Origin of the sequence: Loigolactobacillus binensis (assembly GCF_005405165.1) — a bacterium.
Classification (GTDB): Bacteria; Bacillota; Bacilli; order Lactobacillales; family Lactobacillaceae; genus Loigolactobacillus; species Loigolactobacillus binensis.
This window is the reverse complement of sequence record NZ_BJDN01000001.1, coordinates 107,840-127,349: the sequence shown is the minus strand read 5'-3', so window position 1 is coordinate 127,349 and position 19,510 is coordinate 107,840. Positions and strand designations below refer to the sequence as shown.

The following is a 19,510-nucleotide window of genomic DNA, read 5'->3' as shown; positions in this document are numbered from 1 at the left end:
AAATTACCAGCAATCAGGCGGCCACCACACTATCTCCGCTTGTATTTGCGGATGATCTTGGCAATAACCAGGACATTCACAACGATCAACAAACCGATCACCAACAGCAGTAGCCAGGTATAATCTTGAACTAAATTAGAGGCTTTAGCGTTGGCCTGTTTGGCAGCAGCTCGCGTTAATACCGTTCGTTGCTTGATAGACCACTGCTTCCCTTGACTGGTGATCGTGCCGGTAATCTGATAGCGGCCGCTTTGAACAGGATTCTTAGCTCGTCCCCAAACCAGCGGCAGTTGCGTGTACGGTGCGAAAGACGGATACGTTTGGACAAAGGAATTAGTTGTACTGCCGATACCCAATAAACCAGCATGTGTGATTTTCAAATCAACGGTAACCTTTTTCAGTAAAGCCTCACTACGGTTCTCCAAATTGATCAGCAAATACGGTTGGCCACCATACGTCCGTGCCGTTATGCCGGCTAAAGCCAGTCGAGGTGGCACACTACGATTCGTTTCAGTAAGCCACACCGGCACATCTACCACCGCAGCGTGATCAGTAGCCGAATAAAAATGTAGCCCCCCAATCAGTAAGCCGCTAAATTTTTGCGGCGGCACCTGCAGCCTGATCGTTACTAACTTTTTAGCGTGTGCGGCTAATTTATACCGTTGCGGCGTGACCATTTGGCGAAAATCCGGTGCCTCATTAAGCTTACCGGCACGAGTAAACCCGATTTTTCCCTGTGCGGAGGTAGTGGCGTTACGCGGGGTCAGTACGATTGTTTGGCTGGTTGCAGCAAAATTAGTGAGCGTCACTTGCAACTTGCGGGTCGTACCCGGCTTAACAATAAGCTGAAACCGTTCTGAATGACTGCCTGTGATCTGCGGCACCACCGCAATATTGTTGCTCGCGGCTATAACCGGTTGACCAGCTAATAGTAGGACCAGAAATGCCAACGCTAATAACCAATAATTAAGCTTTTTCATTGCGATCATCCGCTTGCCGGCCACGCCGACCGAGTAAATAACCACTAAGAACTAACAGGATCAGGATCAAAGCACCGATCACAATGTATAGCCACAGATAATTTGGTTTGTATCCAGCCTGCTTGTTATATTTGGCCGCGGCGGCCGCTGAGATCGTAAAATCACGCGCGAAGTGCCAGCCTAATGTCCCGCCAGTTGCCTTAGCCGTGTAACTCAAATGATAGGTGCCGGCTTCTAAACGTTGCTTGTCCCAATCAATTGCCAAATTATAATTTGAATTGGCCGCCATCGACATACTGCTGGTCACTGTTTTATGCAGAACCTGGCTACTTCCTTTTTTACTGATCTTGGCGGTCATTGTTGCCGCCGGTAATAGCCACGGCGCTGTATTTTGCGTATTCACAAAAACCGTAGTGCGCCCATTTTTGATCCCGGGATAAATATTATTTAATTTTAGCTTGGCGTTACCCACCACATCGCGAACCCGAATCAACACCGGCATCCCAAAGGCATATTTATTTCGCATCAAGGTCTGCTTTTGCGTAGTGGTCACTTCAGCCTTTTCATGCAAAGGCCATACTCGTACCCCACCGGCGATCAATCCAGGAAAGCTTTTGTTAGGCACGTTAACGATAAAGGTCACATTGGTGCTGCCATTCGCGGCGACCTTGACGATCTGCTTCCTTGGCTTTTCGGTTTGTTGGCGTAATGAATAAGTCAGCGTACTATCTTTAGGTATTGCCGCCTTATCGTAAGCAATTTGCCCATTAGCACTGGTGTAGCCGGTGTAAAGTGCGGCAGCGAAAGTACGCTCTTTTTGGGTTAAATTCTTAACGGCCACGGTAATCGTTTGTTGTTGGCCTGGTGTTGCCAACACATTAATATACCCATTCTGGGCCCGTTGATTTTCTGAATACTGCGGCAGCACCGTAAAATTACTGTTCGTTGCTGCCTGCACTTGGCGACCACCAATTAAGCCACCCAAAAATAAGATTAATAATGCTAGTCCCCAAGTTCGTAACCATTTCATTTCATCGACCCCCACTCAATTTACAACTACTGATAATATCATCTTGAACCTAATTGCTGCCTTTGGCTACCCAGCCGAATAATCCTGAATACAATATCTAATGCTTTGATCAGACCGACCGTTTCCCTGATACGCTATAAAAATAAAGGGGTACGCCAGCTCAGCTGCCTTCCCCCTTTAGCAAATGATCCTAACTCATTATGAAGCTAATTAAGCATTGGTTCCTGGGGCAGCACTGACTGTCCAAGTGATCGGTGCATCATATGAACCTTTCGCTACCGTCGCCGGTACATTCAAGGTTGCGGCAGATTTGGCGGCGTAGTCAACAACCGTTGAACCATAACCACTACCAGCAGCAAAATTAATAACTTGTCCAGAGCCACCTTCAGTTAAGGCTGCCGCTACAGATTCACCTGAAGTTGTGGTACTACCCGTTTGCGTTCCTAAGGCTGCCTGATTAAGGTTAAGTTTAAACCCAGCATCAGTTGAAGTCCCGGCTTCTGCAGCGCCACCCGCAACACCGGTGGGGTCAGCTAAGCCGGTAAAAGTCCCTAATTTAGCAGTTACTGTATACCCTAAACCTGTGGCAGTATCATCAGCACCGCTACGATAATCATTGACCTGTAATATCCCGTCACTATTACCATCATCCGTAGCCAACCCGACGTTATCTTTTAAAATTTTGTTATTAGTTCCTGGTTGAACCACGCCAAAGTTAAAATCTGGCACCTGCATTAAAGTCAAATAACCAGTAGTCACAGTAACATGTGCATCAGACTGGCCAGAAGCAGTTCCAGCAGTGTCATTCGGATCGGCAGAAGTAGCTGCCGGCAAAGTAGCGGTCGGCTCATTTGTCCCAGTAATAAATCCAGTGGCGGCACTTACGCCAATGGCGGGCACAAATGCACTGAAACCTAACACCGCTGTCCCCATTAATGTCACTAACTTAGTAGAAAGTTGCATGATGTTTTCCCCTCTCAAGGTCCTTATTTTTTTGACGATTTAACCGTCCAATTGCAATAGGCTACTAATAAAGCTAACTTATAGTGCCGCTCCTTCTTAAATTTAATAATCCTATTGCACTAACTATACCAATCATACCGACTAATGTAATCATTAGTGTCTGTTCATGATCAGCCCCAGTTTGAGGCAATGCAGTTGTGGTTACGATCACCGTTGGTTTAATTGCCGTCACACCAGCAGCCATGGTAGCTTGGGCCTGGTCAGCAGTAACCACGCTTTGTGTGTTATCTGTTTGAATAATAACATGAGCATCAGATTTCATGGTCTGCGTACTCGCTTCAACTAAACTGTTCTCGCCCCACATAGAAGATGAATAATAACAGTAACCACTACCAAAACTAATTAAAATCACTCCAAGTAAAATCAGCTTAACTATATTGCGTGGTTTAATAACCAATTTACGCATTAACGTTAGCCTCCTTTGCAGCAAACGAGCACTTTCCTTACCACAGCAAGAGTATATCATTGTGTTTCAAAAAAAGAAACAATCCTGTTCTTTTAGTGATATGTGTACTTAAAAATTAGTTATAAATTATAATTAATATAATTTATCAAGCCAATAAAAGGCAAATATTGAAAATAATAATGCTCATTTTTGACTTTTTTATTACTAACAAAAAAATTAAAATTATATTTCCACCTGATAAATCAAGCTTTGTAAAATTAAATCCGTTTTCAACCTATACCAATTTCAAAATCAGTTGTTTACTTATTTTTAATCAGTGTATTGATTTCAAAATTTATCATTAAACTCAAATATGATAGAAATTATTGTTTTCTTTGCCATAAACAGATTTTTACCGCTTATTTCTTTAGAAAATCTTCACATAAAATTCATAAAATTTTTTTTACATTTTTCCTAATTCTTCTATAAAACATTGTTAGATCAAGCTTTCACGTCCTCCTAAGCAATGGTCTAAAATTTTTAAAATCTGCACACTGAGCTTAACTGCCTAAAATAGTTGGCAATAAAAAGGTCCAGCACTAGAACGCGCACTAGTGCTGGACCTTAAAACTAAATATTTAATTAATGACAGCGCGCCTAAAATCAATTTCAATTTAGCTTTTTTAGCGGCATGGACCCACAAATCTAAACCATGACTGGGCTACCCTCATGCTTTTGTTTCATTCGCCAAAAATCCATGTTCCACAATATCCATCAAAGCCTGGGCTTGTTCAACGATCCCATCAAAATCGGCTACTTTAAGGTGTGGATTGGCCTGGATCATAACCTTACTTTTTTCACCAATGAAACTAGAAAGTGCTAAAATCATGGCCCGAACGTTATTGGGATCAACTCCAGGGCGCATAGGCAGTCGCTCGAGAATCGGCGTCACTAACAACGGTACCGAGTCCGCTACAACATCCTGCCAAATCTTTTGCACCTGCGGCTGTAACTTTTCTGGTAGCGCACTACTGTCACCATAAGCCTGCATCGCCAGCGCAAACTCATCCGGATACTGTAATTGCATTTGAATTTTATACCGTAAGCCACGCACGATCATCATTTTAAGATCAGTCGAATCTTGCCAAACACTGAGATCGGCCGCCTGGTTGATTTTAGCGAATGTATAGCGAACAGTTGTCAGATAAAGATTCGCCTTTGATTTAAAATAACGAAAAATTAACCCTTTGGAAACAGCAGCGCGCGTGGCAATATTCTCAGTTTTAGTATCCCGATAACCATGTTGCGCAAATTCATGCATGGCGACTTCGATAATTCTTGCCTCTTTTTCCGGATCAATTGGTTGTCTTATTTTTGCCATAAATTGCCCCCTACAACAGTTTGATCGTCGTTAATTAGACCGCTACAAGCTTTAATTGGTAGTTAAATCGCGGTGTGTATACGCCAGATAACCTAGTACGATCAAGCCAAGGCCGAGCACCGTCATCCAGCTAGCCGTTCCCCAAGCAACTGAGTCGATCGGTACGCGATTGACCCAGCCATAAGGTGAAATACGTGTTGCCCATTTAGGGGTGTCCAATAACGGACCGAGATACAACGAGATCAATCCATAAACCGGGATCACCCACGCCACATTCTGGAATTTAGGTAATAAACCCGCTAATAAAGCCGCAATGCCAAAAGTAACGATCAATGCGGGCATATAGCCCCAAAATGCACGCATAAAGCGGCCAACGGTCAGGGCCTCGGTACCCATTGACGCTGCACCTGCTGCATACATACCGAGAATGCCTAATAATAAAGCAACAATCGCGCTGACCAAGCCAAAAGCAGCAATACTGAAGTAAAGTTGTCCGCGAGAAACGGCCTTAGCGTGTAGCTGTTCGAAATAACCATTACGTTCGTCACGGTTAAGCCGGAACAAAGTGATCAATCCGGGAATTGTGGCTAACACAACAAAAATAATCACTAATTTGTTGGCAAAAGCCAGTACGATCGTTCGATTAGCCTGTGTCACCGCTGTTGTGCCGATCAATTTGGCCATTGTCGGGTTAGTTTTCATCAAATCACCAGCGGTTCCAAAAATAGAACCATACGTAGCCCCAAGAATAAATAACGCCACTAACCAAACAATCGTGCTAGTGCGCTCCAAACAAGCGATCAAACTTAAAGGTCCCCGCAGCCAAACCGAAGCCTGCCGCCGCCCTGCGCGCTGCGGCAATAGGCCAGCGCCAACATCACGTGTTGCACCTAGGCGAACTGCCAGACCACCGATCAATACGATCAATATTACCATCAAAGCCACCGGCCACCAAATATTCTGGCCATAAATGTCCAGCTTTTCGATCCAACCGTAAATCGTCCACCAAGTAAGATCAGTATTTTGTACATCGGTTCCCATGCGGGCAACAAACAGAACACCTAAAATCAAATAACTTAGCATGGTCGCCCCACGACTAGAACTAGCAAGCTGCGCGGCTAATAACGAGAAGGCCCCGAACATAAGACCAAAAGCGGCTAAACCAAAACCGAACAACCAGTTACCAGCAGCGTTACTTCCTGACATGCCGGAAACCTGTAAACCTAGCGCTTCGAGCACACCCGCAATTAAATTGATCAATATTAATTCAAAAATTGCGGCGGTCAAACTAGCATTGCGCCCAACCGCACGCGCACGAACTAATTCCGTCACACCTGAGTCTTCATCGGTACGAGTAGCATGGATGGCAAAATAAATATTCATCATTGCAACAAATAATCCCATGAAAACCATCATTTCGGCCGCATACACATTAGCAACCGTATACGGTTTACTGGCGGTGAATGGCCCTAACAACGAAACCATTGCTGGCGTGCGTAAAGTAGTGATGATCGAGTTCATCGCTTTACTTGAACCATAAAGTGTGTCAAATTTACCGGCAGCACCAGCCATCAAGCCAACAACACCGATCAACCAGAAAACAATTTTTAACCAGTCGCGGCGCAGGTAGATCCGCAACAAAAAACCGGTTTTAGCATATTTAGTGTTGCTCATCAGCGGTAGCCTCCTGTTGATTATAGTAGCGCATAAATAAATCTTCCAACGTTGGTGGTGTACTTTGCAGTGTTTTCACCTCTAACGGTGCCAATGCAGCGATCACCGCACCTAACGCCTCTGAATCAACGGCAAAAGTTGCCTTATCCCCGGTCTGTTTGAACCCATGAACCGCTGGATTATCTGCAAGCTGCTTAACAGACTTTACGGCAGTTACCGTTACTTGGGTCCGACTTAACTGCCGCATATCATCTAGGGTGCCAGTTTCAATAATGCGGCCATCACGAATAATCCCGATCCGGTCACACATATGCTCAACTTCACTTAAAATATGGCTGGACAGCAAAACACTTTTTCCGGCGGCCTTCAAGGCGAGTACTTGCTGCTGAAAAATTTCTTCCATCAATGGATCCAAACCGCTAGTTGGCTCATCAAAAATATACAGATCGGCTGCCGTCGAAAATGCCGCGATCAAAGCGACTTTCTGCCGGTTACCCTTAGAATACGTATGACATTTTTTGGAAACATCCAGTTCAAAGGCTTTGATCAGCTCATCGGTGCGGCTAGAATGTTTTTGATCATTAAGTTTCAAAAATAGGTCGATCACTTCACCACCGCTTAAGTTAGGCCACAGATAAACATCCCCAGGAACGTACGCCAAACGTTTATGAATTGCTACTGCATCCCGCCAAACATCTTGACCGAAAATCGTCGCCGTGCCACCACTCTTTTTCAGAATACCTAATAATGTCCGGATCGTAGTCGATTTACCGGCACCATTAGGCCCAATAAAGCCAAAGACCTCGCCTGTATTAACGGTCAACGTAATATCCTTCAGTGCTTGGAATTTACCGAAATGCTTTTGTAACTGTTTGATTTCTACTACTGGCTGTACCATAATACCAGCTCCTTAAACGAATTATTTGATTGTGCACATAGTGTATATCCCGCTGACTAATAAGTCAATGACTAAGCAGTCATTTTTTAAAAAAAGTAATGCACACCTGTAACCACGCGGCTTAAGGCCATCTTTAATAACCAACAAAAAAAGTGCCACGCTCATCGGCGTCACACTTATGCTTGTTCCACTGCCTTGACAAATGCCCGCCATGAACCAAAATAGCGGTAAGCCTGCGCATAATGCCGAAATTCATAGGATTTCGGTGCGTGGCCAATTTCTTGCGTTTGCTGATTGAATTCCGCGATCAGCCTTTCGCCAGTCAACATTGTTGCCCGTGGTTTTTTGATCACGTTTGGGCGTATATTCTGCGCCTTTAAAAAGTTATTCCATGACCCATAATAGCGGATCACTTCTTGATAATGTTTAAATTCGTGGGATTTAAGCGGGGTTGACCCCCCCTCCCCAGGATTTTCAGAAAACTGACTTTCTTTTTGGAACTCTTTGACCAAACGTTGCCGTTGGACCTTAGAATCAATTTCATTGGGTGCTAATTTAGATAGTGTCTTTAAATACTGATATTCTTGTGGTGAATTAATAACCTGATCTAATTCAAGTAACATTTTTAAAGTCATTGCGTTAAATTCCTTATGTTTTTGCCGAAAACTTTTTAACGTGGAGGCGCGCAGGCCGGTGACGCTACTAATTGCTTCGGTCCGAATACTTTCATCCGCCAATAATCGTTCGATTTTAGTAAGATTGATCTTTTTATCTGTCATTATCTTATTCCTACTCTAATTAATTTTAGCAATAATACCTTTATTTTACCCGATTACTACTAGCTTGACCGCTAAATTTACCTTTTTTATTTTAAAGTTAGTGCTTCGCACGTTAAAAATCGGCCTAAGACACTTACGCCAACGATTAAACTGGAAAGCCAAAAAAAACGCGGCTATGATATCAGTGATTGATGTCATAACCGTGTTTTTCGTCTCCGAACAATATAGCGAAAACGTTTTTCAGAAGACAGCTAGTCGAAACGGCTTAAAACCACCATTAATTCGCTATCTTCCAAGCCTTCCATACTGTGCAATTCGCCGCGCTCCATGACCACTGCCCGACCAGGATAAATTTCCTCGCTGCCGTCAGCCGTGCTGAATTTGATCCGTCCACGAATAGGAATCACAACCCCATGCGCTGGTGCCGGATGTAATTGACCATTACCGGTCACTTCACCTTTGGCGATCGTCCGGTGACCAACGACTTGTGACGGTATATTAAAAAGATGCTCGTGCACACCGGCACCAGTTGATCCAGTTAAAAATTCCATAAATGAACAACTCCTTATACGATTAGTAAGCACCTGATGCAATTCTTAACGCATCACGAGTTATCTACCATTAAAAGCGTTCTCATAGTAATTGTCAATTAGGGTTTTGCCGTAGCTTCCTGTTCCAGCGCCGTCAAACCTAATTGATTCAAATAATTAAAGGGCCGATCATAATAAGGTGAAAAAAGCATATCAACAAATGCCAGCTGTTCGATCGTATTCTTATTTTGAATGCACACTGACAGCAGGTTGGCCGACTGCGCCACATCATACGCGCTATAAAGCTGACCACCAAGAATGCGGTGGGTTTTGCGCTCGTAGATCAGCCGCATATCAATAGGTGTTGTCGTCGGCATAAATTCCGGTCGATAATTATCAGTCAGCTTGGCCACCGCTGCATCAAAACCATGTTGTTTCGCCCGTGCTAAGGTCAACCCGGTCGAGGCCAGCGTTTTGCCATAAAGGTGTAGTGCTGAGGTAGCCTGTGTGCCGATATCCGCCAAGGTTGGTTTAAAAATATTCATTCCGACCAGTAAGCCTTGGCGCACTGCATTAGTGGCTAAGGGCGCGTAGGCATCTTCTTGAGTTGGGTTGAAATGCACCGCTACCGCATCCCCAGCCGCATAAACATCCGGATCAGAGGTTCGCATATAACGATCGACATGCAATGAACCATCGGCATTGAGCTGCAACTGCCCGACCGCCAGATCCGTTTGCGGCCGAAAACCGACGCAGACCACTGCTAGATCTGCCTGGTGTTCGGCCCGATCAGTTTGAATATACACATGCTGCGCGTCACTATCAAACTTCAAGGCCGTCTCATTTAGTTTTAGGTTAACCCCATGAGCGGTTAGATCTGCTGCTACAGCCGTTGAAAAATCAGTATCAACATAATGACTTAATAACGGATGCAGCCCGTTGATCATAGTCACCTCATGTTCAGTGTTGCTGTAACTTTCGGCTAATTCCACGCCAATATAGCCACCACCCACAATGGCGATATGCTTTTTAGTCTGGGCAGTCGCCGCGATCTGTGTGGCGTCGGCATAGTCTTTACAAATCAAAACATTAGGCAAACTGACTCCTTGAATCGGCGGAATAACCGCCACTGAGCCTGTTGTCAGTACCAACTTATCATATTGCGTAACAAACTTACGATTATTATTTAGATCTTCGACCCAAATCTGCTTTTGGGCCACATCAATGCGGTAGACATCGTGTTGCGTGTGGATTTGCGCACCTAATTTTTCAAGATCCGCCGGCGTTGCGTAAAACATTTCCGCCAATGATTTAACCGTTCCACCTAAATAAAGCGAAATTCCACAGGACAGAAATGAAATATTGTTGTTGCGTTCATAAATAGCAACCTCAGTGTCCGGATGCGTTTTCAATATTTGTCGCGCCACGCTAGTACCAGCGTGAGTACAGCCAATAATAACCACTTTCAAATTGATCATCCTATCTCTAACTAACCACTAGCCGGTCGATAAACTGTGCCCTGATTTTATCACAACTCTTTAGCCAGGACTAGCAAAAATGTGTCCGTCACCTGAGCGCGGCCAGCCATAAAAAACGCTTTACTCACTACCGTTTTGCTAAACACCTTCACGGCAGCCTTAAAACGGCACCTTAGAATTAAATAACGCCGAAAAAGTTACCGGGTTTTAGCAATCAACGCTAAGGCCGCCTGTAATTCTGGTGTTACTGTTGCCGGTAAATTTGTCTCCACATTCGCCGCTAAAATCAGGCCAATCGTTTTGTCGATCGTCGAGCGAACTGCAGTCAATTGAATCAGCACGTCTTTGGCTGTGCGTTGTTCGGCCAGCATATGCTGAATACCGCGTAATTGCCCTTCAGCGCGTTTTAAGCGGTTGAGTAACTGTTCATTACTTGTCAAGATAACCAATCCTTTCATTTAACCTTGTTTGTACTGAGGCCGGCGGTCAATAATTATTGAAGCCATTTCAAAATTCGCACTAATTTTAACGTAATTTGGTTTTCAGCAAAAAAGCGCTGCTACTACTTAATATAAGTTAGCACAGCGCCTTTCTACTATATTATTGAAATTGATCTAAATTGATAAAGTAATCTTGATACCAGATCAAGAAAGTATAAATGACCCAGACCTGCCGCCGACCATCGCGTTTATCTGTATGTGTATCATCCAATAGGGCTAGGATCTGCGCTTGATCGAAAAATTCCTTAACGAAATCTTGACTAAACAAGGCGCGAACCTGCTGGTAGTATTTATCCTCCAATAACCATTGATGGATCGGTACCGGGAAGCCTAATTTAGGCCGACTGGCAAATTCCTTACCTAAATGCTTTTCGGAAGCGCGGCGGAAAGCGTACTTAGTATCTTTCGTGTTCAACAAATATTTACTAGGAATACTGTTGGCTAATTCCGCAACGTCTTTGTCCAAAAATGGTACCCGCAATTCCAAGCTGTGGGCCATCGAGATTTTATCCGCCTTCTGCAAAATATCATTGGCCATAAAATGGTGCAAGTCAATGTATTGCATCTGCTTCACTTCATCAGCATTCTTTACCTTCTTAAAGTCACGTTGGTAATTACCACTAATATCCAGATCGTTGCGATAAGCGGCAGTCACCAAATGATTGGCCTCGGTAGCACTAAAAATTGAGGGGTGTTCAAATGTGTAAATAACGGATTCCCCGACATAAAATTCACTTGGCTTCGCCAAACGCGTGTACAAATGAACTTTACCATGAAAATTGCGGCCAGCGCGAATGCGTCTAGCTAAGTGATAGCGCGTTCCCTTAGGTAATTTACGTAACCCTTCCGCGAAGACCTTGATCACTTCGTTGTGCGAATGCATGCCGTAATTGACGTAGCCAGCAAACATTTCATCGGCACCTTCACCAGACAGCACAACGGTCACTTCCTTGGCCGCCATTTCTGACAAGAACCACAGCGGGATCAAGCTGGGATTGCCATCTGGTTCGTCCATATGATATTGCATCAACGGGAACTTAGCGAACGCCTCATCCCCATGAACAGTGGTGGTGTGAAATTCTAAACCAAGCTCATCCGCCAAAACTTTGGCCCGTCCGGCTTCGTTATACGTTTCGTCAAAGCCGACACTGAATACCTTTTCCGGCTTCAAAACACTGGTCACATAGCTACTGTCGACCCCTTCAGACAAAAAACTGCCTACTGGTACATCCGCAATATGATGTAATTTAACGGATTCTTCCACCGATTTATTGATGGCTTCAACCGTTTCGTCAAAACTCATATTATTTTCTTGATAGTCAGCATCCCAATACTGTTCAATATCAACGTGGCCGTCACGCCACATGAAATAGTGGCCAGCTGGGAACTTATAAACATCTTTAAAGAATGTTTCATCTAAATCATTGTATTGATTCATCAAATAAGGCTTCAAGGCTTGCTTATTTAATTGCTGCTTAAAGGCTGGATGCTTCATAAATGTTTTTAATTCGCTGGAAAACATAAAGGTGCCATCGTCTAAGTAAGTATAGTACAACGGTTTGATGCCAAAGAAATCGCGGGCACCGAATAATTCCTTTTTCACCGTATCCCAGATGAAGAAAGTGAACATTCCGCGGATCTTCTTAAGGACATCCTTACCCCACGCTTCGTAGCCATGCAACAAAACTTCGGTATCAGTATGTGTTTTAAAGGCGTAACCTAAGTCATTTTCCAGTTCGGCGCGAACACTTTGGTAATTATAAATTTCACCATTAAAAACGATCAATTTAGTGTTGTCAGCGTTATAGATCGGTTGCTTACCGTTGGTTAGATCAATGATCGATAACCGCCGGAAACCTAAAGCAACATCTTCGTCAACGTACTTACCTTTATCATTGGGACCACGATGTTTGATAACTTCAACTTGTTTATCCAAAGTCAAGTTTTTGTCAGCAACCGAAAGGTCACCGCCGGCAAAGCCGATAATTCCGCACATAAAAACTCCTCTTTCGTCTATGAATATTCAGAGCGTTCCAAAAATTCGCTGCTGAAACACGTTTCCGCTAAACACTAAATAATGAGCCCCTACTTAGCAACGGCGTTCATTAACCATAGCCACGCTACCACGCGGCTACAGTGCGTTTGCAATCGTAACTTTCATTATAACATGATGTTCGACACAGAACAGTGGCTGATTCTAAAATTGTTACTAGCAATTTACGCCTAGATTACCGTTGCATAACGTGCTTAAAATAGCCGCACGCCTGTTCGGCTGCGGTAAATGTCACCAAACTGTAATCTGCTCAGCGTTGACAGTGTTTTGGTGAGATGCTAATTTATACTTATGTGGTAGTAGATATTTAATAATAATTTAAACAATTTTAAAAATTCTGAAATAATTGATCACGTAATTTACCGTTAGACGTAGGTTGGCAAATATTTGGGAGGATCTTAAAGTAATGCAAAATGAGACAAACGAACAAAAGGTACATTATAAAATGTACAAAGCTGGGAAAACCTGGGTCTTCACTGGTATCTCAGTTTTAACATTAGGTTTAGGCCTTTTCGGCGCACAAAGTGTCGCAAACGCCGCTACCAATACTAAAACAACAACTGATCAAGCAACAACTGATGATGACGCAACGACCGACAATACGACAACTTTAAAGACGAGTACGGCGGCAACCAGCGCAGCCGCAGCTTCTGCTGCCGCTAGTACTGCACCAACGGCGGCCGCTAGCACGGCTAAATCGGCTGCAGCCAGTGCTGCCGCGGCTTCTACCGCCGCCAGCGAGGCTGCACAATCAACTGCTGATAGCGTCGCCGCTAAGTCAGCGGCCGCTAGTGCAACAGCTAAATCGGCTGCGGCTAGTGCTGCCGCAGCTTCTACCGCTGCCAGTCAGGCGGCCGCATCTGCAGCCGTTAAATCAACAGCTGCTAAAGACACCGTTCTTAGCGGCCAAACAACTTTGACAACAGCTTTACAGAACACTAACAGTATGGCAGCTAGTCAAGCGACTAGCGCAGCCACCAATCAAGTTAGTGCCACAACCAAAACGGCCAGTGTAGCGGCTACTAGCCAAGCTAGCAGCGCAACAACTAGTACCGTAGCAACTGCCACAGCAGACAGCACAGCCACTAGTAATACCACCGAAACCACAAGTACTCCCGCTGCAAACGATACTACTAGTACCGCAAGCACCGCAGCTAAAACGGATACAGCAAGTACGGCAACAACTGTAGCAACTGCTAGTGCGGCGGACACAACCACCAATACAGTTAGCGCAACTAACCCGACTAGCCAGGCGGCAACTAGTGCTGCAGCGACTAACACCGCGCAAACAACAACTTCTGCCAGTGCCAATTCTGCTGCCAGCACAACTGCAACTAGTGCCGCTAGTCAAGCTAGCGGAGCCGTTTATGCTTTAGGTGACGCTGACGATGCGGCAGTTGAGGCAGCTAAAGCCGCTGCTTTGGCCGCTTACCAAGCTACTGGCCAAGCACAAACACTTACTCGTGTGGCTGCTAGTTACAGCATTTCCGCAACTAACCAAGCATTTCTTGACAGTATTGAAGCTGGGGCTATCGCCGGTTGGAAGAAATACGGTATTTTACCATCATTGACTGCCGCCCAAGCAATTCTGGAAAGTGGCTGGGGTAAATCCAGCTTAGCGGCCAATTACCATAATCTATTTGGTATTAAGGGTTCATACAATGGTAATTCTGTTTCTTTACCAACTTCTGAATATTACGGTTACTGGACCACTATCTACGATAACTTCCGGGTCTACCCAAATAACTCAGCTAGTGTTGAAGATCACGGTTTATTCTTAACTCAGAATTCACGCTACAGTAATTTGATCGGAGTGAAAAACGCGACCACCGCTACGACCTTGATCCGCCAAGATGGCTACGCAACATCACCAACTTATAGCAGTCAGTTATTAAATATTATCAATACTTATGATCTAACCGCCTGGGATCAGATCGCCTTTAGTGGTGGCACAGTTTCAACATCAACTGGTAGTTCAAGTAGCAGCAATACAAGCAGTACCGCAACTGGTTCAACTTACACCGTGCAAAGTGGCGATACTTTATCCGCTATTGCTAGTAAGTACGCAACTACTGCTGCTAGCTTAGCCAGCAAAAATAATATCAGCAATGCTAATTTGATCTACGTAGGTCAAGTATTGAACGTAGCGAAAACCACTAGTACATCCAGCTCAACAAGTTCAAGTACCAGCTCAAGCTCAACTAGCAATGCTAAGTACTACACCGTGCAAAGTGGTGATACCCTTTCAGCAATTGCTAGAACGTATAATACAACTGCCGCTAGTTTAGCTAGTAAAAATAGCTTAAGCAACGCTAATTTGATCTACATTGGGCAAAAATTACTGGTTAGCGGCGGTAGCTCAACGACAACAAGCTCAAGTAGCAGTACTAGCAGCACCAGCTCAACAACAGGTTATTATACCGTTAAAAGCGGCGATACTTTATCTGCTATTGCTAAAAACTACAATACAACGGCAACAGCATTAGCGAGCAAAAATAACCTGAGTAACGCCAACTTGATTTATGTAGGGCAAAAATTAGCAGTTAGCGGAACAACAAGTACGTCAACTACTAGTTCTAGCTCAACCAGCAGCACTGGTTATTATACCGTTAAAAGCGGCGATACTTTATCCGCCATTGCTAGCAAATACGGAACTTCTGCAACTAGCTTGGCCAGCAAAAATAATCTTAGCAATGCTAACTTAATTTACGTGGGTCAAAAGTTGGCTGTAAGTGGCAGCACCGCAACCGCCGCAACGGTTACTAAATTAAGCAGTAGTACTGGCAGTTATACCGTCAAAAGCGGCGATAGCTTATACGCGATCGCGGCAGCACATGGCACTACTGTTCAAAAATTAGCGGCTAAAAACGGTATCAGCGATGCCAGCTTGATCTATGTGGGCCAACAACTAAGCTTCTAGACCACTAGCTAAACCTACAAATATATTTGCATAGTATAACTTAGCACCGCGCAGCCAGCCTGCGTGGTGCTTTTTTAATTTTTCTACGCCATCTTTGCATAAATATGCTATACTATTTAGGTAAGTTATTTGGGTCTATAGCTCAGTTGGGAGAGCGCCTGCTTCGCATGTAGGAGGTCGACGGTTCAAGTCCGTTTAGATCCATTAAATAGTAAACACCACTACAAATTTTGTAGTGGTGTTTTTTGGTTCGCGAATAATAATGGTAGGCGTCCAGCTTCTACTTTAGTAGCATTTTTCTCAGCTTAGTACGTTTGGATCGTCGACGTTGCAACTTGGGGCCGCACTTCGGCCATCGGGTAGCAAACGAATAAATGTTTCTACAGTGCTTTATGGAACACGGCGCTATGCTACTGATCGAAAAAACGAGGATTTATAAGCGCCGGCATTTTTCTAATTTTAGTTATAGCTTTTATCATTGTTAGCGTTCTCTAAAATAGCTATTTTTTAATCAAATTACTGATATAGCTCGTATTTAACTTAAAAATCGCTTTAATTATTTTTTAATCTTTTTATCATAAAAACTTCATAAGGCTTTGTTAAGCTTGGTTTTGTAGTTATAGGAACCCCATCCTGACTATTCTAACAACCCAAATTTTTTCATACTCCTCCAAGTAATGAAAAAAGCCGATCGATCTCCCAAATCGATCGACAACCCTACTCCTTTACCAGCGACTTAATTAAGCCGCTGGTTTTTTTATACAAAATAGCCAAGCGCGGGCCAAAAGTCGCTTGCGGGGGTCATGTGCGTCAGGATTGGCGCAGATTCTAACCCAATATTTGGAAATAATAAAAGGCCCGGACAAAAGTCCTGGCCTCAGCTATTGCAGCAAACAATTATTTAACACGCGCTAAGAAGTAGCGCTTTTTCCCACGGCGAACGATGACGAACTGGCCGTCAAAGGCCGCTTGGGGGTCCAATTCAAATTCGACTTCCCGGATACGTTGACCATTGACCGTAATGGCGCCGTTAGTCACATCTTCACGTGCTTGTCGTTTAGAGGGTTCAATTTTCGTATCAACTAACCACTGAACGATGTTGGCTTTAGCGGCAGTGACCTCAACTGAAGGAACATCATGGAAGCCTTGCTCGATCTCTTCAGCAGTCAAGGCCGTCACATCACCTGAGAACAACGCTTTAGAAATATGTTCCGCTTCAACGACCGCCTGCTCACCATGAACAAATTTAGTTACTTCTCGGGCCAACCGCCGTTGTGCTTCCCGTTTTTCTGGTTCTGCAGCTACCTTCTGCGCCAGCGCTTCAATTTCAGTACGGCTTAAGAACGTGAAATACTTCAAGTAACGGACAACATCCCGATCATCTTGATTTAACCAGAACTGATAGAATTCATATGGCGTGGTCCGCTCTGGATCAAGCCAAACCGCGCCACCAGCAGTTTTACCAAACTTGGTACCGTCCGCTTTCAACATCAACGGAATCGTCAAGCCATAGACTTTGGCGTCAGCCCCTTCTTGCCGATGGATCAGATCCGTTCCGGCCGTGATATTACCCCACTGATCCGCACCACCAATTTGCAATTGAACGTCATGGTATTTATATAAATGCAAAAAATCGATCGATTGCAAAATTTGGTAAGTAAATTCAGTGAAGGAAATACCGACTTCCAACCGACTGGCCACGATTTCTTTATTCAACATAGTATTAACATTGAATAATTTACCGTAATCGCGCAAAAATTCCAACAAGGAAAGTTTGGATAACCAGTCATAATTATCAACGATCGTGAAATTATCCGTACCAAATAACTTAACCATCTGCGCCGTTAAGTGTTCCTTATTGGCCTGAATTTGATCCATAGTTTGCAAAACACGTTCGGATTTTTTCCCAGAGGGATCACCAATGGCGCCAGTCCCGCCACCAATCAGGATCACCGGGTGATGCCCCGCCAATTGAAATCTTTTCAAAACCATAAAAGGAATCAAATGGCCAATGTGTAAGCTAGCACCGGTGGGATCGACCCCACAGTACAGGCTGATTGATTTTTCTTGTGTTAATTTTTTGAGTCCGTCTTCATCGATCACTTGGTTGATTGCTTCACGCCAAGTCAGGTCCGCCATAATGTCTGTCATCTTTATTTCCTCCTGTGTTATCTAAGCCCGTTAAAACAATAAAAAAAGTCCCCGATCAATTGATCAGGGACGAAATATTCCGCGTTACCACCCAAGTTATGGCCGTAACCATCACTTATACATGTAAACGACATGCACGTCACACGGTTTTTTAAAGTTGTAATTCATCACCTTAGCTGCTATCAGTTTTCAGCCCCACTGACTTTCTGCAATGCCACTAAATGACTACTAATCTTTACGTGCTCACTATTAAATTAGTTTCAATATAGCCTAGCTAAGCTAACCTGTCAATAGCCGGCGTCAAAAAACTGGTATCGTTCCACCGTGCCAAAGTAAAATCAGTACCGTTATCGCTTTGGAGTACACTGATACTAGTATTATCTAATTGTGCTTGGGTCATGATCTCGCCAATGCTAGCACCTAAGGCAGAACGCACAGTTACCGTCAACATTGTTCCGTGACCAACTACTAAAACACGTTGGTGCGGATACGTTGTGACCACATGCTGTAGAAAAGCTTGGCCCCGTGCAACCACGGCCGCAAAGGTCTCACCGTGATAACTGCTAGGATCATAGTGTTCAGGGTCGGTGAAAAAGCGCCGCAAAGCAGGATCTTTTTTACCGTCTGCGATCAAGCGCCCTTCCCAGTCGCCAAATGCCATTTCATGTAATTGCTCAACCACCTGAATATCCGCTACCGGATTATTGGCCAACACCAACTGCGCGGTTGCTTGCGCACGCTTTTGGGGGCTGACAAAAACATGATCAAAATGGCAAGTTGCCAGTTCGCGCCCAGCCGCCTGCGCACCACTGATACCTGCTGCCGTTAATGGTGTATCAACTGTTGCGCCATTGACTTTGCCTTCTTGATTAATGATCGTTTGTCCGTGGCGAATAAAATAAAGTTCCGTCATTGCTGCCGCTCCTTTAATTAAAATATTAACGCTATTTATAGAATACGCTTTCTCAACCCTGACTTGCAACTAAAAATAGACCAAAAGCAGTCCGCTTCTGGTCTGACTCAAATTATAAGTGGAAAATAGATAACTACGGAGTATTAGTGTTATTAGGCCAATTGTTAGTCATTATGCCTAACACCCGTTCAAACAACAATAGCCGACTGCTCAACTCAAAGAACAACCCGCAATCCGATCACAGCAACTGATTCTTATTCAGCTGCAACTGGTAACGCATTGATAAATTGCTCAACCTGCTGTTTGGTTTTACGATCCTTGTTAACAAAACGGCCCAGCTCTTCACCGTCTTGATAAGCAATAAAACTTGGAATCCCAAAAACGTTCAGTTCAATGGCCAAATCAATATTTTCATCCCGATCAACACTTAAGAATGTGAAGTCTTTATATTCAGCCTCAATTTCAGGCATTGCTGGTTTGATAAATGTGCAATCTGGGCACCAACCAGCGGAGAAGAAAAGCATGTATTTACCGTTTTTAATTTTATCAAGTAGTTCTGCTTTTGTTACTTTAGGTAAGGCTTCCATGGCGATTACTCCCTTTTCTAAATAAAATGGTGACACACGATCGGCTACCCGATCACTAAACTAACTAGTGCTTATTTTACTCATTTTACATCAAAAAGCAATTTACTGACTTTTAATAAGTTAATCGGCTAACGGCTAAGCACTATTTGAACATTGGCCAAACGAAAATAACTATACCCACCAACTTGATACGGCTAAATGAACCTACCCAATATAATTTTCTAAAGA

Annotated in this window: 16 protein-coding genes and 1 tRNA gene; 2 read left to right on the top strand and 15 right to left on the bottom strand. The window is 44.0% G+C overall.

What is annotated here, in order from left to right; all coding sequences use genetic code 11:
* Positions 1 to 29: 29 nt before the first annotated feature.
* The 12 genes from FFM78_RS00620 to asnB form a co-directional block, all read right to left on the bottom strand.
* Positions 30 to 980, bottom strand: a complete 951-nt coding sequence (locus tag FFM78_RS00620) for a WxL protein peptidoglycan domain-containing protein (protein ID WP_171001799.1) — start codon at positions 978 to 980, stop codon at positions 30 to 32.
* A complete protein-coding gene (locus tag FFM78_RS00615) occupies positions 967 to 2,010 on the bottom strand; it encodes a WxLIP family cell surface protein (RefSeq protein ID WP_137636498.1) in 1,044 nt (347 codons plus the stop codon). Before FFM78_RS00615 ends, FFM78_RS00620 begins: the two co-directional genes overlap by 14 nt.
* A 210-nt stretch (positions 2,011 to 2,220) precedes the next feature.
* Complete coding sequence (locus FFM78_RS00610; protein WP_137636497.1) at positions 2,221 to 2,973, bottom strand: WxL domain-containing protein; 753 nt, start codon at positions 2,971 to 2,973, stop codon at positions 2,221 to 2,223.
* 73 nt (positions 2,974 to 3,046) lie between these two features.
* Positions 3,047 to 3,439 carry an LPXTG cell wall anchor domain-containing protein gene (locus FFM78_RS00605; protein WP_171001798.1) on the bottom strand — a complete coding sequence of 131 codons (393 nt, stop codon included), beginning with the start codon at positions 3,437 to 3,439 and terminating at the stop codon, positions 3,047 to 3,049.
* A 706-nt stretch (positions 3,440 to 4,145) separates the two neighbouring features.
* Positions 4,146 to 4,799 carry a TetR/AcrR family transcriptional regulator gene (locus FFM78_RS00600; RefSeq protein ID WP_137636495.1) on the bottom strand — a complete coding sequence of 218 codons (654 nt, stop codon included), beginning with the start codon at positions 4,797 to 4,799 and terminating at the stop codon, positions 4,146 to 4,148.
* Positions 4,800 to 4,850: 51 nt separating this feature from the next.
* The gene (locus FFM78_RS00595) at positions 4,851 to 6,473 is read right to left on the bottom strand and encodes an ABC transporter permease (RefSeq protein WP_137636494.1); all 1,623 of its coding nucleotides are present in this window, start codon (positions 6,471 to 6,473) and stop codon (positions 4,851 to 4,853) included.
* On the bottom strand, positions 6,460 to 7,371 hold the full coding sequence (locus tag FFM78_RS00590; protein WP_137636493.1) for an ABC transporter ATP-binding protein: 912 nt from the start codon (positions 7,369 to 7,371) through the stop codon (positions 6,460 to 6,462). The genes FFM78_RS00595 and FFM78_RS00590 overlap by 14 nt, the downstream gene beginning before the upstream one ends.
* A 176-nt stretch (positions 7,372 to 7,547) precedes the next feature.
* Positions 7,548 to 8,150: a homing endonuclease associated repeat-containing protein gene (locus FFM78_RS00585; protein ID WP_137636492.1), complete on the bottom strand. Its 603-nt coding sequence runs from the start codon at positions 8,148 to 8,150 to the stop codon at positions 7,548 to 7,550.
* A gap of 251 nt (positions 8,151 to 8,401) precedes the next feature.
* Complete coding sequence (locus tag FFM78_RS00580; protein ID WP_137636491.1) at positions 8,402 to 8,701, bottom strand: cupin domain-containing protein; 300 nt, start codon at positions 8,699 to 8,701, stop codon at positions 8,402 to 8,404.
* Positions 8,702 to 8,799: 98 nt separating this feature from the next.
* Positions 8,800 to 10,149 (bottom strand): FAD-dependent oxidoreductase, encoded by a 1,350-nt coding sequence (locus FFM78_RS00575; RefSeq protein ID WP_137636490.1) that lies wholly within the window; start codon positions 10,147 to 10,149, stop codon positions 8,800 to 8,802.
* Positions 10,150 to 10,355: 206 nt separating this feature from the next.
* Positions 10,356 to 10,598: a metal-sensing transcriptional repressor gene (locus tag FFM78_RS00570; protein ID WP_137636489.1), complete on the bottom strand. Its 243-nt coding sequence runs from the start codon at positions 10,596 to 10,598 to the stop codon at positions 10,356 to 10,358.
* 160 nt (positions 10,599 to 10,758) lie between these two features.
* On the bottom strand, positions 10,759 to 12,654 hold the full coding sequence (asnB, locus tag FFM78_RS00565; protein WP_137636488.1) for an asparagine synthase (glutamine-hydrolyzing): 1,896 nt from the start codon (positions 12,652 to 12,654) through the stop codon (positions 10,759 to 10,761).
* A 463-nt stretch (positions 12,655 to 13,117) separates the two neighbouring features.
* Between asnB and FFM78_RS00560 the strand changes: the two genes are divergently transcribed.
* Together FFM78_RS00560 and FFM78_RS00555 are read left to right on the top strand one after the other, a co-directional pair.
* Positions 13,118 to 15,631: a LysM peptidoglycan-binding domain-containing protein gene (locus FFM78_RS00560; RefSeq protein ID WP_137636487.1), complete on the top strand. Its 2,514-nt coding sequence runs from the start codon at positions 13,118 to 13,120 to the stop codon at positions 15,629 to 15,631.
* Between the two features lie 131 nt (positions 15,632 to 15,762).
* Positions 15,763 to 15,835, top strand: a tRNA-Ala gene (locus FFM78_RS00555).
* Positions 15,836 to 16,528: 693 nt separating this feature from the next.
* Here FFM78_RS00555 and tyrS read toward each other — a convergent pair.
* From tyrS to FFM78_RS00540, 3 genes are all read right to left on the bottom strand, one after another.
* Positions 16,529 to 17,782, bottom strand: a complete 1,254-nt coding sequence (gene tyrS / locus FFM78_RS00550) for a tyrosine--tRNA ligase (protein ID WP_137636486.1) — start codon at positions 17,780 to 17,782, stop codon at positions 16,529 to 16,531.
* 274 nt (positions 17,783 to 18,056) lie between these two features.
* Positions 18,057 to 18,695: a histidine phosphatase family protein gene (locus FFM78_RS00545; protein WP_137636485.1), complete on the bottom strand. Its 639-nt coding sequence runs from the start codon at positions 18,693 to 18,695 to the stop codon at positions 18,057 to 18,059.
* A gap of 254 nt (positions 18,696 to 18,949) precedes the next feature.
* Positions 18,950 to 19,282, bottom strand: a complete 333-nt coding sequence (locus FFM78_RS00540; protein ID WP_137636572.1) for a thioredoxin family protein — start codon at positions 19,280 to 19,282, stop codon at positions 18,950 to 18,952.
* Between the last annotated feature and the right edge of the window lie 228 nt (positions 19,283 to 19,510).

Bases quoted from the DNA above. Each gene is read 5' to 3' on its own strand.
- FFM78_RS00620 (WP_171001799.1), bottom strand. From the start codon at position 980: ATGAAAAAGCTTAATTATTGGTTATTAGCGTTGGCATTTCTGGTCCTA.
- tyrS (WP_137636486.1), bottom strand. From the start codon at position 17,782: ATGACAGACATTATGGCGGACCTGACTTGGCGTGAAGCAATCAACCAA.
- FFM78_RS00580 (WP_137636491.1), bottom strand. From the start codon at position 8,701: ATGGAATTTTTAACTGGATCAACTGGTGCCGGTGTGCACGAGCATCTT.
- FFM78_RS00540 (WP_137636572.1), bottom strand. From the start codon at position 19,282: ATGGAAGCCTTACCTAAAGTAACAAAAGCAGAACTACTTGATAAAATT.
- FFM78_RS00560 (WP_137636487.1), top strand. From the start codon at position 13,118: ATGCAAAATGAGACAAACGAACAAAAGGTACATTATAAAATGTACAAA.
- FFM78_RS00615 (WP_137636498.1), bottom strand. From the start codon at position 2,010: ATGAAATGGTTACGAACTTGGGGACTAGCATTATTAATCTTATTTTTG.
- FFM78_RS00545 (WP_137636485.1), bottom strand. From the start codon at position 18,695: ATGACGGAACTTTATTTTATTCGCCACGGACAAACGATCATTAATCAA.
- FFM78_RS00605 (WP_171001798.1), bottom strand. From the start codon at position 3,439: ATGCGTAAATTGGTTATTAAACCACGCAATATAGTTAAGCTGATTTTA.
- FFM78_RS00610 (WP_137636497.1), bottom strand. From the start codon at position 2,973: ATGCAACTTTCTACTAAGTTAGTGACATTAATGGGGACAGCGGTGTTA.
- FFM78_RS00600 (WP_137636495.1), bottom strand. From the start codon at position 4,799: ATGGCAAAAATAAGACAACCAATTGATCCGGAAAAAGAGGCAAGAATT.
- FFM78_RS00590 (WP_137636493.1), bottom strand. From the start codon at position 7,371: ATGGTACAGCCAGTAGTAGAAATCAAACAGTTACAAAAGCATTTCGGT.
- FFM78_RS00595 (WP_137636494.1), bottom strand. From the start codon at position 6,473: ATGAGCAACACTAAATATGCTAAAACCGGTTTTTTGTTGCGGATCTAC.
- FFM78_RS00585 (WP_137636492.1), bottom strand. From the start codon at position 8,150: ATGACAGATAAAAAGATCAATCTTACTAAAATCGAACGATTATTGGCG.
- asnB (WP_137636488.1), bottom strand. From the start codon at position 12,654: ATGTGCGGAATTATCGGCTTTGCCGGCGGTGACCTTTCGGTTGCTGAC.